The organism is Actinopolymorpha sp. B11F2, assembly GCF_040195635.1.
GTDB lineage: Bacteria > Actinomycetota > Actinomycetes > Propionibacteriales > Actinopolymorphaceae > Thermasporomyces.
Window position 1 is genome coordinate 150,040 of record NZ_JBEFTX010000009.1, and the last position, 13,316, is coordinate 163,355.

12 protein-coding genes are annotated in these 13,316 nt (G+C 70.1%); 5 read left to right on the top strand and 7 right to left on the bottom strand.

Annotated features, from left to right (window positions below; translation table 11 throughout):
* Positions 1-26: 26 nt before the first annotated feature.
* On the top strand, positions 27-1,202 hold the full coding sequence (locus ABN034_RS17935; protein WP_349692145.1) for a P1 family peptidase: 1,176 nt from the start codon (positions 27-29) through the stop codon (positions 1,200-1,202).
* A gap of 138 nt (positions 1,203-1,340) precedes the next feature.
* On the opposite strand, the gene ABN034_RS17940 is transcribed toward ABN034_RS17935, so the two are convergent.
* Both ABN034_RS17940 and ABN034_RS17945 read right to left on the bottom strand, forming a co-directional pair.
* Positions 1,341-2,762: an NAD(P)H-hydrate dehydratase gene (locus ABN034_RS17940; protein ID WP_349692146.1), complete on the bottom strand. Its 1,422-nt coding sequence runs from the start codon at positions 2,760-2,762 to the stop codon at positions 1,341-1,343.
* Between the two features lie 156 nt (positions 2,763-2,918).
* Positions 2,919-3,269: a holo-ACP synthase gene (locus ABN034_RS17945; protein WP_349692147.1), complete on the bottom strand. Its 351-nt coding sequence runs from the start codon at positions 3,267-3,269 to the stop codon at positions 2,919-2,921.
* Positions 3,270-3,382: 113 nt separating this feature from the next.
* Between ABN034_RS17945 and ABN034_RS17950 the strand changes: the two genes are divergently transcribed.
* Positions 3,383-4,123, top strand: a complete 741-nt coding sequence (locus tag ABN034_RS17950) for a VIT1/CCC1 transporter family protein (RefSeq protein ID WP_349692148.1) — start codon at positions 3,383-3,385, stop codon at positions 4,121-4,123.
* Between the two features lie 139 nt (positions 4,124-4,262).
* Here the strand turns inward: ABN034_RS17950 and glmS are convergent, their stop codons facing one another.
* Entirely contained in the window at positions 4,263-6,155 is a 1,893-nt protein-coding gene (gene glmS, locus ABN034_RS17955; protein WP_349692149.1) for a glutamine--fructose-6-phosphate transaminase (isomerizing), read from the bottom strand.
* A 102-nt stretch (positions 6,156-6,257) separates the two neighbouring features.
* Here glmS and coaA point away from each other — a divergent pair, with 102 nt between their 5' ends.
* Positions 6,258-7,253 carry a type I pantothenate kinase gene (coaA, locus tag ABN034_RS17960; RefSeq protein ID WP_349692150.1) on the top strand — a complete coding sequence of 332 codons (996 nt, stop codon included), beginning with the start codon at positions 6,258-6,260 and terminating at the stop codon, positions 7,251-7,253.
* Between the two features lie 150 nt (positions 7,254-7,403).
* Here the strand turns inward: coaA and ABN034_RS17965 are convergent, their stop codons facing one another.
* The 4 genes from ABN034_RS17965 to rplM form a co-directional block, all read right to left on the bottom strand.
* Positions 7,404-8,423 (bottom strand): GNAT family N-acetyltransferase, encoded by a 1,020-nt coding sequence (locus ABN034_RS17965; RefSeq protein ID WP_349692151.1) that lies wholly within the window; start codon positions 8,421-8,423, stop codon positions 7,404-7,406.
* A gap of 117 nt (positions 8,424-8,540) precedes the next feature.
* Positions 8,541-9,887 carry a phosphoglucosamine mutase gene (gene glmM, locus ABN034_RS17970; RefSeq protein WP_349326787.1) on the bottom strand — a complete coding sequence of 449 codons (1,347 nt, stop codon included), beginning with the start codon at positions 9,885-9,887 and terminating at the stop codon, positions 8,541-8,543.
* A 12-nt stretch (positions 9,888-9,899) separates the two neighbouring features.
* On the bottom strand, positions 9,900-10,430 hold the full coding sequence (rpsI, locus tag ABN034_RS17975) for a 30S ribosomal protein S9 (RefSeq protein WP_349326786.1): 531 nt from the start codon (positions 10,428-10,430) through the stop codon (positions 9,900-9,902).
* 60 nt (positions 10,431-10,490) lie between these two features.
* A complete protein-coding gene (gene rplM / locus ABN034_RS17980; protein ID WP_349692243.1) occupies positions 10,491-10,934 on the bottom strand; it encodes a 50S ribosomal protein L13 in 444 nt (147 codons plus the stop codon).
* A gap of 281 nt (positions 10,935-11,215) precedes the next feature.
* On the opposite strand from rplM, the gene ABN034_RS17985 reads away from it, so the two are divergent.
* Both ABN034_RS17985 and ABN034_RS17990 read left to right on the top strand, forming a co-directional pair.
* Positions 11,216-12,502 carry a PQQ-dependent sugar dehydrogenase gene (locus tag ABN034_RS17985; protein WP_349692152.1) on the top strand — a complete coding sequence of 429 codons (1,287 nt, stop codon included), beginning with the start codon at positions 11,216-11,218 and terminating at the stop codon, positions 12,500-12,502.
* Positions 12,503-12,720: 218 nt separating this feature from the next.
* Complete coding sequence (locus ABN034_RS17990) at positions 12,721-13,146, top strand: hypothetical protein (RefSeq protein WP_349326784.1); 426 nt, start codon at positions 12,721-12,723, stop codon at positions 13,144-13,146.
* The last annotated feature ends 170 nt before the right edge of the window (positions 13,147-13,316 follow it).

Genomic DNA, 13,316 nt, shown 5'->3' on the forward strand with positions numbered 1-13,316 from the left:
TCGCGTCCTGTCTAGGCTCGGTCGCTGTGACCACGAACCAGAACGCGTACGACGGCGCCGAGTTGAACGACACCGGGTCGGGCGAGGGGTCGGACGACGGGTCGGGCGAGGGGTCGGACGTCAATCCGTACGGCGCGCTCACCGACGTGGCCGGGATCCTCGTCGGACAGTCGGAGCGGATCGGCGACGGCTGGCTCACCGGCGTGACCGTCGTCGTGCCGCCGCGCGGGACCATCGGGGCCGTCGACGTCCGGGGCGGCGGGCCGGGTACCCACGAGACCGACACGCTCGCGCCGGGGACGCTGGTCGACACCGTGGACGCGGTGACGCTGGCCGGTGGCAGTTCGTACGGCCTCGCCGCGGCGACCGGCGTCCAGCGGTGGTGTGAGGAGCAGCGGCGCGGCGTACCGATCACGGCGGAAGCGATCGTGCCGATCGTGCCCGCGGCGATCGTGTTCGACCTCGGCAAGGGTGGCGACCACACCAAGCGTCCGGACGCGGACCTCGGCTACACGGCAGCCGCGGCGGCGTCCGGCGGGCTCGTACGTACCGGCTGCGTCGGCGCGGGTACGGGCACGACGTTCGGCATTCCGGCGCTCAAGGGTGGGGTCGGGACGGCGAGCATCGACCTCGGCGGTGGCCTGGTCGTCGGTGCGCTGGCGGTGGCCAACGCACACGGGTCGCCGTGCGCGCCTGGTACGGAAGCGCTGCTGGCGGCCCAGCTCGTCGAGGACGAAGACCTGCGGCCACGAGTCCCGGACGCCGCCGAGGTCGCCACCTACCGGGACCGCCAGGTCGGGGCTCGATCTCCCCAGGCGTCCGACCCGATGAACACCACGCTCGCCGTCGTCGCCACGAACGCCCAGCTGACCCATTCCCAGGTCCACCGGATGGCGTCGGCGGGCCACGACGGACTCGCCCGCGCCATCCGTCCCGTCCACACGCTCGTCGACGGGGACACCGTCTTCGCCCTGGCCACCGGCGAGATCGCGCCGACCGTCGGCGCTCAGGCCATGACGTGGGGAGCCGCTGCGGACATCGGTGGCGTGCTCGCCGTGCAGGCCGCCGCCGCCGACGCGGTGGCCCTGGCCATCGTGGACGCCATCCTGGCAGCGACCGGAGTCTCGACACCGGCGATCCAGCTGCAGTCCTACCTGGAGCGGTTCCCGTCCGCCAGGCCGCGGGCGTACCGCTCGCGATGACGCCGCCCCCTCGATCCCCGAGCCCACGCCGACTGCCGCAGGACGATGCGCGCCATTTTCCAACTATTCGCGGCGCGAATTTGCCGTGCGTGGTGGGGAATGATCACGTATGCGTGATCATTCCGCGGCCGTGCGGAGTCACGAACCGCCGAGGAGGAGGCGGTACGCCTCGGGCAGGTGGCGGGCGATGTCCTCCGCCGCGATCGGGCCGCCACGGGAGGCGACGACGCCCGCCGTCGCATGGAGGTACGCCCCGACACTTCCCGCGTCGAGCGGGTCGAGTCCCGCCGCCAGCAGTGATCCGCAGAGACCGGACAGCACGTCACCGGAGCCCGCCGTAGCCAACCACGACGTGCCGACCGTGTTGACCCGCACACGACCGTCCGGCGCCGCCACCAGCGTGGACGCGCCCTTGAGCAGGACGGTGGCGTTCCACCGGCGCGCGGCCTCCCGGGCTGAAGCGAGCCGATGGGCCGCGACATGCACCCGGTCCACGCCGAGCATCCGGCCCAGCTCACCTTCGTGCGGCGTCAGCAGCACCTGCCCGTCGCAGCGGTCGGGCAACCAGCGAAGCCCGTCGGCATCGACGATCACGGGCACGCCACCGGCAAGGATCCCCGGCACGTCCCCGGCCCGCTCCGGATCGCTGCCGAGCCCCGAGCCCACCACCCATGCCTGGACGCGCCCCTCGCCGACCACGGCCTCCGGCCAGCGCTGCCGTACGTACCTCGCCGGCTCGGCCGGCCCCGCGTACCGCACCATGCCGGCCGGCCCACCGAGCGCGCCACCCACGGCGAGGACGGCGGCGCCGGTGTACTGCCGCGAACCGGCGACCACCCCGACGACACCGCGCGCGTACTTGTGCGCCTCCCGCTCGGGAACCGGCAGCAGCGCGCCGACGTCCGCCGCCTGGAGCGCCTCGACGGCAGGATCCGGGAGGTACGGACCGAGACCGATGTCGACGAAGTGGACGACCCCCGCCGCCGTCGCTCCGGGGTCGACGAAGAGCCCGATCTTGTGCGTGCCGAAGGTCACCGTCACCGCCGCCCGCACGTGCCGCTCCGGCGCCTCCCCCGTGTCGACGTCGATCCCGCTGGGGACATCGACCGCCACCACGGGAACGCCGTCGGCCTCGACGAGATCCATCACCGCCGCGGCGGCCGGACGCAGACCCGGCTTGCCACCGATACCGACGATGCCGTCGAGTACGAGGTCGGCGTGGGCGATCGTCCGGTCGTACGCCGATCCGTCGACCACCCGCCCACCGGCGGCGAGGAGCGCGGCGAGCCCACCCGGGTGGACCTTGGCCCGATCGAGCACGACGGCACCGACCCGGACGCCGCGACTGGCGAGCCGGGCACCTGCGTACAACGCATCACCGCCGTTGTCCCCCGAACCCGCCACCACGACAACCGACCGGCCGTACGTACCACCGAGGTAGTCCACGCACGCGGTCGCGAGTCCGGCCGCCGCCCGCTGCATGAGCGTGCCGTCGGGCACGGTCGCCATCAGAGCCGCCTCCGCGGCCCGGACCTCCGTCACGGTATGGGCCGCTCGCATCAGCCGATCATCCCCGCTCCGGTCTCATCGCTCGCCGGTCTCATCGCTCGCGGTCTCGTTGCCGGGGTCTCGTTGCCGCGGTCTCGTTGCCGGGGTCTCGTTGCCGGGGTCTCGTTGCCGGGGTCTCGTTGCCGGGGTCGCCGGTCGCTGGCGGTCTCACCGCTCCAGCACCACCACGGCGGAGGCCATCCCCGCGTCGTGCGACATGGACAGGTGCATGCCGGTCACTCCCAGCCTTTCCGTCTGCTCGGCGACCGACCCACGTACCTCCAGCCATGGCCGCCCGTCGCTGTCCGTCACGACCTCGGCGTCCTGCCAGTGCAGGCCGACCGGCGCACCGAGCGCCTTGGCCAGCGCTTCCTTCGCCGCGAACCGGGCCGCCAACGATGCGACGGGCCGGTCGCGTTCGGCTTCGGTGAACAGCCGGAAGCGCAGCCCAGGCGTACGCCGGATCGTTGCCTCGAACCGTTCGATGTCCACCACATCGATACCCAGACCGACGATCACCGGCCCATCCTCGCGCATCCGCCGTCGTGCACCACACGACACGACGCGACATGCCGAGGTCGGCAAGCCTTTCCTCGCTACCGAAGGTAGCGATCGAGGGCTAACGTGCCGCCATGAGCGACACCGGACGCAACGGCACCGCCGAGGGAGTGCATCCGGAGGAGCCTGACCTCCACGTCGGCAATCTCGCCGGACGCCTGAACTGGCTGCGTGCGGGCGTCCTCGGCGCCAACGACGGCATCGTGTCGATCGCCGGCATCGTCGTCGGCGTCGCGGCGGCGACCAACGACCTCGGCACGATCTTCATCGCCGGGATCGCGGGGCTGCTCGCGGGTGCGTTCTCGATGGCGGCCGGCGAGTACGTCTCGGTGAGCACGCAGCGCGACAGCGAGCAGGCGCTGCTGGACAAGGAACGCCTCGAACTCGCCGAACTCCCCGACACCGAGCTCGACGAGCTCGCCGGACTGTACGAAGCCAAGGGCATCTCGCCCGACCTCGCCCGCCAGGTCGCCGTCGAACTCACCAAGCACGACGCCCTCCGCGCCCACGCCGAGGCGGAGTTGGGCATCGATCCCGACGACCTCACCAGCCCCTGGCAGGCGGCGATCGCGTCCTTCGCCGCGTTCACGGTCGGCGCACTGCTGCCGATGCTCGCGATCGGCGTACCACCGACCAGCGCCCGCGTACCGATCTGTTTCGTCGCCGTCGTCCTGGCACTCGCCCTGACCGGCACGCTGAGTGCCCGGCTCGGCGGCGCCCCCGCCCCGCGTGCGGCCGTGCGTACCGTCACCGGTGGCGCGCTCGCCATGGCGGTGACGTACGCGGTCGGCCATCTGGTCGGGGTCACGATCTGACGTTGCGGCGCCCCGCAAATGACCACGCTGAGCATGCCTGTGGTAGCCGGGACAGGCGCCGACACCTGGCAAGGTTCCGCAGGCATGCTCAGCGTGGTCATTTGCGGTTGCCCTGCCGGGCCACCAGCGGGAACGCGAGCTATTCGACCGTGACGCTCTTGGCGAGGTTGCGCGGCTGGTCGACGTCGTTGCCGCGCGCCATCGCGAGCTCACAGGCGAAGATCTGCAGCGGCACGGTGGCGACCAACGGCTGGAGCAGCGTCGGCACCTTCGGCAACCGGATCAGTACGTCGCTCCACTTCTCGACGGTCAGGTCGCCCTCCTCGGCGAGGACGATCGTGCGGGCGCCACGCGCGCGGATCTCCTGGATGTTGCTGACGATCTTGTCGTGCAAGGCGTCCCGCCCGCGAGGAGGTACCACAACGACGACCGGGAGGCCGTCCTCGATCAGCGCGATCGGGCCGTGCTTGAGCTCACCGGCAGCGAACGCCTCCGCGTGCATGTACGCCAGCTCCTTGAGCTTCAGCGCACCCTCCAGCGCCACCGGATAGCCCACGTGCCGGCCGATGAACAGCACCGACTTGGCGCCCGCGAGGTCCTGCGCGAGCGCCCGGACCTGACCCATCGTGCCCAGCGCCTGCTCCACGGCAGCCGGCATCGCGTCGAGCTGGTCGACCTCGACAGACACCTCGTCACCGAACTTCGACTCCCGCACCTGCGCGAGGTAGAGGCCCATGAGATAGCACGCCACGACCTGGGTCAGGAACGTCTTCGTCGCCGCGACTCCCACCTCGGGTCCGGCGTGGGTGTAGAGCACCGCGTCGGACTCCCGCGGGATGGTCGAACCGTTGGTGTTGCAGATGGCGAGCACCCGGGCCCGCTGTTCGCGGGCGTGCCGCAGCGCCATCAGGGTGTCCATCGTCTCCCCGGACTGCGAGATCGCGACGACGAGCGTCGACCGGCTGACGATCGGGTCCCGGTACCTGAACTCGCTCGACAGTTCGACCTCGCACGGGATCCTGGTCCAGTGCTCGATGGCGTACTTCGCGGTCATTCCCGCGTAGAACGCCGACCCGCACGCGATGATGATGATCTTGTCGATCTCGCGGATCTCGTCGTCGGTGAGCCGCATGTCGTCGAGGCGGAGTCGCCCGTCCTCGGCGAGCCGCCCGAGCAGTGCGTCGGCGACCGCCTTGGGCTGCTCGGCGATCTCCTTGAGCATGAAGTACTCGTAGCCGCCCTTCTCGGCGGCCGAGATGTCCCAGTCGACGTGGAACTCGCGGGTCTTGACCGGCTCACCGTCGAAGTCGGTGACGGTGATGTCGGAGGCGGTGATCGCGACCACCTGGTCCTGGCCGAGCTCGATCGCCTCACGGGTGTGCTCGATGAACGCCGCGACATCGGAGGCGAGGAAGTTCTCACCCTCGCCGCGGCCCACCACCAGTGGGGAGTTCCGCCGAGCGCCGACCACCAGGTCGGGAGTGTCCGCGTGGATGGCGACCAGCGTGAACGCGCCGTCCAGGCGCCGACAGACCCGGCGCATGGCTGCGGCGAGGTCGCCCCCGCAGGCAACGCAAGCGTCCTCGAGCAGGTGCGCCACCGTCTCGGTGTCGGTCTCGGAGGTCAGGTGGTGCCCGGATTCGGTGAGTTCGGTACGGAGGGCGGCGAAGTTCTCGATGATGCCGTTGTGCACCACGGCAAGCTTGCCGTGGCAGTCGATGTGCGGGTGCGCGTTCGGGTCGGTCGGCGCGCCGTGGGTGGCCCAGCGGGTGTGTCCCATCGCCGAGCGGCTCGCCGGCAGGGGTTCCTCGGCGAGGGCGGTCTGGAGGTTGGCGAGCTTCCCGGCCCGCTTGCTCACGCGGACCGATCGGCCGTCGGGCACGGCGACACCGGCCGAGTCGTACCCCCGGTACTCGAGCCGGCGCAGGCCGTCGACGACGACGCTCACAGCCCCCCTGGTCGCGCCCTGTCCTCCCCCGGCTCCAGTGCTCGAAGCACTGCCGGCACCCACGTATCCCACAATTCCGCACATGGCTGCACAGCGTAGCCAGCTCGCATGAACGGCAAGCGACGATCGGCCAAGTCGAGATGCACCAGTCGCAGCGGAGTTTGGACAGCAAGGAACAATTGCCCCATGCCGCGCACCGAGGAGGGCCGGGCCGCCACCGCGGCGGCCACTCCGTACGTCGAACTCGACCGGGCCGCCTGGGCCCGCCTCGCCGCTCAGACCCCGCTCCCCCTCAGCGCCGCCGAGGTCGAGCGGCTGCGAGGGCTCGGGGACGAGATCGATCTCACCGAGGTCCGGGAGGTCTACCTGCCGCTGACCCGGTTGCTCAACCTGTACGTACGCGGGACCGCGGCGTTGCACCGGGCCACCCAGACGTTCCTCGCCGGCGAGGCGAACGGCGGATCGCCGGAGGCCGCCGCCGCGCGTACCCCGTTCGTCATCGGTATCGCCGGGTCGGTCGCCGTCGGCAAGAGCACGGTCGCCCGGCTGCTCCGTGAGCTCCTCGCCCGCTGGCCCGACCACCCGCGCGTCTCGCTGGTGACGACGGACGGGTTCCTGCTCCCGAACGCCGAACTCGAACGCCGCGGCCTGCTCGACCGCAAGGGATTCCCCGAGTCCTACGACCAACGGGCGCTGCTGCGCTTCATCGTCGCCGTGAAGTCCGGCGTTCCGGTCGTGAGCGCGCCGGTCTACTCCCATCTCGCGTACGACATCGTGCCGGGCGGCGAACTCGAGGTCGCCGCGCCAGACATCCTGCTGGTCGAGGGACTCAACGTCCTTGCGCCGGCGCGGACCCGCGGCGACGGACGGCGCGGCCTCGCCGTGAGCGACTTCTTCGACTTCTCGATCTACCTCGACGCCTCGCCGACCGACGTACGCGAGTGGTACGTCAGGAGGTTCCTCGCCCTGCGCGAGACGGCGTTCCGCGACGACGCGTCGTACTTCCGGCGCTATGCCGACCTGACCCACGACGAGGCGGTCGCCCAGGCGGGGACGCTGTGGGACACGATCAACGGCCCCAACCTCGAGCACAACATCGCCCCCACGCGCGGCCGCGCCACCCTGGTCCTCCACAAGGGCCCCGACCACACCGTGACCCGCGTCCGCCTGCGCAAAATCTAGGAGACACCCCCTAGTGATCTTGAACGTCTTGTAGGCGTATGGCCCGCTCTTTCCTTCATGATCATGAACACCTCGCGCCCATCCCCGTCATGCGGGTCTTCGTGCTGAGCGGCCCGCGTCCAGGCAGGCGGCCGATGACGTGCGCGCGGCTCACAGATCGCGCTGGCGTTCCTGCAGCAGCTCGACGATCTCGAAGCCGAGCGCCTCGTTGACCGCGATCACCGGCCCATTCTCCTCGGCGTTCCACGTGGTGATGCGTTCGACCTGCGGCTGGGCGGCCGTCACCGCCTGCAGGTTGGCGACCTTCAGCGCGAGGCCGAGGCGGTGCCCGCGGTGCGTACGCAGGACGAGCGTGTCCCACTGGAACGCCCACTCCGGCTGGTGCCGCGACGCCGCGATCTGGGTGTGCCCGGCCAACGTGCCATCCGGCGCGAGTGCCACACAGGTGTAGAGCGACCGGCCCTGGCGGACTGCGAGGTCCTCCTCCTCGCGGAGCCGAGCGACGTCCCAGCGCTCCGGTTCGTAGTCGAGGTCACCTGTCGGAGCCTCGGCCATGATCAGACCCTTGAGGTAGGCGTACTGCTCGGCGTACTCCACCGGACACGGACCCGCCCACGCCACCAGCTGGTAGTCCGACGCTTTCTCGGCCGCCTCGGCGGCGAGCGCATCCAGCCGCTCCCGCTCGACCGGCAACCGGAGCTGGCGGCGGATCTCGGTGATGCGGGTGGTGAAGCCGTGCCGATCGGCGAAGCGGGCACCCGGCCAGTCCGCCAGCACGGTCCCGCGCGGCGCGAACACCTCGGTGAGAAGGCTGGTCCGTGCCCCCGCCCGTGCCTCATCGAGGACGTACGCAAGGAGGGCCGCACCAACTCCGCGCCCCCGCCGCTGCGGTGGCACCGCCAGATCGAACATCGCGAGCGTGCGGTTGTCCCGCAGCGGCAGCTCGAGGTTGCCCGCGCCCACGACGACGTCCCGTTCCACCGCCACGAACGGCTGCAGGGTGCAGGTCTGCGAGCTGGTCTGGTAGTGGACGAGTTGTTCGACGAACGCTCTCGGCGGCGGCGCGATCCGGCCGGCGGCCATGCCCTCTTCCCTCGCGTCGAACCAGGCACGAAACGCGACGTCATCGAACGGATCGACGCGAACAACCTCGTACGTGGAGTTCTGCACGGCCGGGAGCCTGGCACGCCGGCCAGCGACCGCGCCACGGAATTAGCGGACGGGTGCACAGCTCCCTCAGAGCGCGAGAACCCTCAGAGCGCGAGAACCCTCAGAGCGCGAGAACCCTCAGAGCGCGAGAGCCCGCTCCACAGTCGTCGCCAGCTCGTCGGCCACCTGCTGGGCCTGCGCGAACGTCGGCGCCTCCACCATCACCCGTACCACCGGCTCGGTGCCGGACGGCCGCAGGATGACCCGTCCCGTCTCGCCGAGCTCCACCGTGGCGGCCTCGATCGCGGCGAGCACGACCGGGTCGGAGTCGGCTCGCGCCTTGTCGACACCACGGACGTTGACCAGCACCTGAGGCAGTCGGGACATCACGCGGGCGAGCTCACTGAGCGGGCGACCGGTCGTCGCCATCCGGGACAGCAGGTGCACGGCCGCGAGTACGCCGTCACCTGTCGTCGCGTGGTCGAGCAGGATCACGTGTCCGGACTGCTCGCCGCCGAGGGCGAAGCCGCCTGCCTTCATCGCCTCGAGGACGTACCGGTCTCCGACCTTCGTCTGCGCGACGTCGATCCCCTCGCGCTGCATCGCGAGAACGAAGCCGAGGTTGCTCAGAACGGTGACGACCACGGTGTTGTTGCGGAGAGTCCCGTCGTCGCGCATCCCGGCCGCGAGGATCGCGAGGATGTGGTCGCCGTCGACGACCTCACCCGCCGCGTCGACGGCGAGGCAGCGGTCGGCGTCGCCGTCATGGGCGATGCCGACGTCCGCGCCGTGCCCGACCACCGCCGCGGTCAACGTCTCGAGATGGGTGGAACCGCAGCCGTCGTTGATGTTGATCCCGTTGGGCTCGGCGTGGATCGGGATGACCGTGGCGCCGAGCCGGCGCAGTGTCTCCGGAGCGGTGCGGTAGGCGGCGCCGTTGGCGCAGTCGACCACCACGGTGAGACCGTCGAGCGGCTGGACCACCGAGTCGACGAGGTGCGTGACATAGGTCTCGAACCCGGCGCTGTCGTCGCGAACGCGCCCCACTCCGACCCCGGTCGGCCGCTGCCACGGCTCCCGCAACCGGGCCTCGATCAGGTCCTCGATCGCGTCGTCGAGCTTGTGCCCGCCGCGGGAGAAGAACTTGATGCCGTTGTCGGGCATCGGGTTGTGTGAGGCCGAGAGCATGACCCCGAGATCAGCGCCCATGCTGGCCGTGAGATGCGCGACCGCGGGGGTCGGAAGAATTCCCAGGCGTACGACGTCGATCCCGGCGCTCGCCAGGCCGGCGACCACGGCAGCTTCGAGGAACTCGCCCGAAGCGCGGGGATCGCGCCCGACCACCGCTGTAGGTCGGTGTCCCTCGAAGGCTCCCACCTCGCCGAGGACGTGTGCGGCCGCGACCGAGAGGTCGAGCGCGAGTTCGGCGGTGAGCTCGCCGTTGGCGAGCCCGCGAACGCCGTCGGTGCCGAAGAGCCGGCCCACGACCGAAGGAACTTACCGCTTGGAGTACTGCGGGGCCTTGCGGGCCTTCTTGAGCCCGGCCTTGCGGCGCTCCTTCGCCCGGGCGTCCCGCGTGAGCATTCCCGCGCGCTTGAGCGACGGTCGGTGCGCGTCGACGTCGACCTCGTTGAGGGCACGGGCGATGCCCAGCCGGAGGGCGCCCGCCTGGCCGGTGACGCCGCCACCGTCGATGCGGGCGATCACGTCGTAGTGTCCGGCGAGCTCGAGCAGCGCCAACGGCTCGTTGACGTGCTGCTGATGCACCTTGTTGGGGAAGTACTGGTCCAGCGTCTTGCCGTTGATCCGCCACTCGCCCGAGCCGGGCAACAGACGGACACGCGCGACCGCCTCCTTGCGCCGCCCGGTCGCAGCCGCGGGAGCGACCGCTGCCGGGCGCGGCGCCGGAGAACTCACCGGGGCGCTCTCGGAGCTGTAGGCGACGGTGCTCTCGGCATCGCCCTGCTGACCGGCGCCCTGTGGAGCGGGGTTCTCGGTGTCGACCGGCTGGGTGGTGGACTCGGCCACGGGATTCCTCACTTCGGCGCAGTCGAAACTGCGAAATCTTGGTGGTTACTGATCTGGGTCTTACTGGGCGATCTGGTGGATCGAGTAGGTCTCGGGGTGCTGGGCCTGGTGCGGGTGATCAGGACCCGAGTAGACCTTCAGCTTCTTCAGAAGCTTCCGGCTGAGACGGTTCTTGGGAAGCATTCCCCAGACCGCGCGTTCGATCGCCTTGCGGGGGTTCTTGTCGAGCAGGGTGCCGTAGGGGACCGCGGAGAGCCCGCCCGGGTAACCCGAGTGCCGGTAGGCGAACTTGGTCTCACGCTTGTTGCCGGACAGTGCCACCTTGTCGGCATTGACGATGATGACGAAGTCACCGGTGTCGATGTGCGGGGCAAAGGTGGGCTTGTGCTTGCCGCGCAGGAGCGTCGCCGTCTGGCTGGCAAGCCGGCCAAGGACGACGTCGGTCGCGTCGATCACGTGCCACTGGCGTGGAACGTCGCCGGGCTTGGGGCTGTAGGTGCGCACAGTCGTCGGCCTTCGTAGTCGATCGTGGTGGACCATGTCACTGGCCATGGTCGTTCTGGGGTCTCATGGCTCCGCGGGAGGCAGAGCGCTTCGCGCGCCGCCCGTGGACGTACATATTGCAGGAGTCGTACGGCCAGCAAGCGCAACGACCGCTCAGGATACCTGGGGCCGCGCAGACGGGTCAAAATGGGGCCGCGATCGTGACCCGGGCGGCGCGCACGGGACGATCCGAAGAACCGGACCTGGCGTTTCCGCCACCGCCGGGAAGATACCGTCAGTACGTGACCTGTCACAAATCGTCATCAGCATTGCAGTGCGATGTGCCGACCCCGTGCCGCATCCGCGCCGCCGCGCTGGTCGTGGGACTGGCGCTTGCCCTGGTTTCGGCGTGTACGACAGATCCGGCGCCCTCGCCGACGGACATCCCCACGCCCACGGACTTCCACTTCCACGAAGACCCCAGGGGATCGTCCAGAGGCGACGATCTTGTCTCGGTCAGCACGCTGGTGACCAAGCTCGACGTCCCCTGGGGAGTGGCGTTTCTCCCCGACGGCGGCGCACTTGTCACCGAACGGCACAAACGCCGCATTCTCAAGGTCGGCCCCGGCCGCGACGCGAGCGGCGAGCTCACCGTCAGACCCCTCACCAGCATCGAGGGCGTGTACGCCAACAACGAGGGCGGCCTGCTCGGCATCGCGGTCTCACCGAGGTTCACCCGAGACAAGACGATCTTCATCTACTACACGACGAAGAAGGACAACCGGATCGCCAGGGTGCGGCTCGACGGCCACCCGCGGCCGGAGGCCATCGTCACCGGCATTCCGGGCGCCGGGGTCCACAACGGCGGACGGCTGAGGTTCGGACCCGACGGCTACCTCTACGCCAGCACCGGCGACGCCTCCCACGCCGGAGGCTCGCAGAGCCTGGACAATCTCGGCGGCAAGATCCTGCGGATGACCACCGACGGCAAGCCGGCGCCGGGCAACCCGTTCAAGGACTCACTGATCTGGTCGTACGGGCATCGCAATCCCGAAGGGATGGCCTGGGACGCCGAGGGGCGCATGTACTCCGCGGAGATCGGCGAGGCGGTCTGGGACGAGCTCAACCTCATCACACCCGGCCGGAACTACGGCTGGCCCAAGGTCCAGGGCATGGGAACGGAGCCGGCGATGACCAACCCGGTCGCGGTGTGGCGGCCGGAGATCGGCGTCACGAACGGCATCGCCATCCTCGGTCGTACCGCGATCGTCACCTGCCTGCGCGGTCAGCGGATCTACCTCGTGGGCCTCGGCGGCCCGGTCAACATCAGCAGCGAACGGATCGCGGGAGCGGGCACCGGCGAGGCCAGCATCCGGTGGCGGCCGGGGGCCGGGATCGCCGGTCGACCGATAGACGCGTTGGTGGGGAGATACGGACGGATCCGGGACGCGATCAACGCGCCCGACGGCAGCATCTGGCTCACCACGTCCAACCGGGACGGCCGCAACGACATCGTGGCCGAGGACGACCGGATCCTGCGGCTCACCCTGCGCAAGCCGAGGAGCCCCAGCCCCACGACCGCCCGGTGATCATGATCGTGAAGGTTTCGGGCGCATAGCCGACTTTCCGACATGGTCATGGCCGGCCGCCCGAGACGTCATCCGGTCCCGCTCGAGACCTCAAGGGGCGGCGCCCGAAACGTCAAGGGGAGGCGCACGCGACGTCATGGGGCTTGTCGTGACGCGGACCTCGTGTCGACACGCCTCGTGCAGTTTTGGCGTTGTAGGGCGGGGAATTATGCCCTGCGATGATGGACCTCGATCCCGTACTCAGCCGCTGGCAAGGCACAGCACCATGGAACGCCCCCCTGCCGGAGTGGAGCAGGCGCGGAGCCGAGACCACCCTCACCCATCTCGGACGGGCCCACAACCTCACGCTGACGGCGTACGAACCGCCGGAGGAGGAGTGGATCTGCGTCGGGGGCCCAGACGCCACCGCCGTCACATCGGCGCTGTTCCCGTTGGCCTTCGTCACCGTGGGACTCCGCGACGCCCTGCTCGCCTGCGTCCCACAGCTCACCGTCGTGCCCCTCGCGTCGATGGTCGCCACCGACTACCGGGCCTCACCGTCGGTCCTGCGCGCGACCCTGCTCCGGTTCGGCTGGACGAAGGACTTCTCGCCGGCCTGCTTCTGCGTCTCCGACCTGCTGGTGGAGAGCATCCCGTCGATCTGAGTCCGGCACGCGAATGCGTGAAAGCCCGGCGGAACCCATTGATGGCCATGACTGGGTTGGTGTGGTTCGCAGGAGCTGCTCGATCTCGGACAGCTGGTCGGGCGTGAGCGGTCTGTGCTCACCGCCGTGTCGTTCGCGCCGCCTCGTCGATGTGTTCTGCGCCAGCGAAC

Bases quoted from the DNA above. Each gene is read 5' to 3' on its own strand.
- ABN034_RS17940 (WP_349692146.1), bottom strand. From the start codon at position 2,762: ATGCGAGCGGCCCATACCGTGACGGAGGTCCGGGCCGCGGAGGCGGCT.
- ABN034_RS17950 (WP_349692148.1), top strand. From the start codon at position 3,383: ATGAGCGACACCGGACGCAACGGCACCGCCGAGGGAGTGCATCCGGAG.
- glmS (WP_349692149.1), bottom strand. From the start codon at position 6,155: ATGTGCGGAATTGTGGGATACGTGGGTGCCGGCAGTGCTTCGAGCACT.
- coaA (WP_349692150.1), top strand. From the start codon at position 6,258: ATGCCGCGCACCGAGGAGGGCCGGGCCGCCACCGCGGCGGCCACTCCG.
- ABN034_RS17990 (WP_349326784.1), top strand. From the start codon at position 12,721: ATGATGGACCTCGATCCCGTACTCAGCCGCTGGCAAGGCACAGCACCA.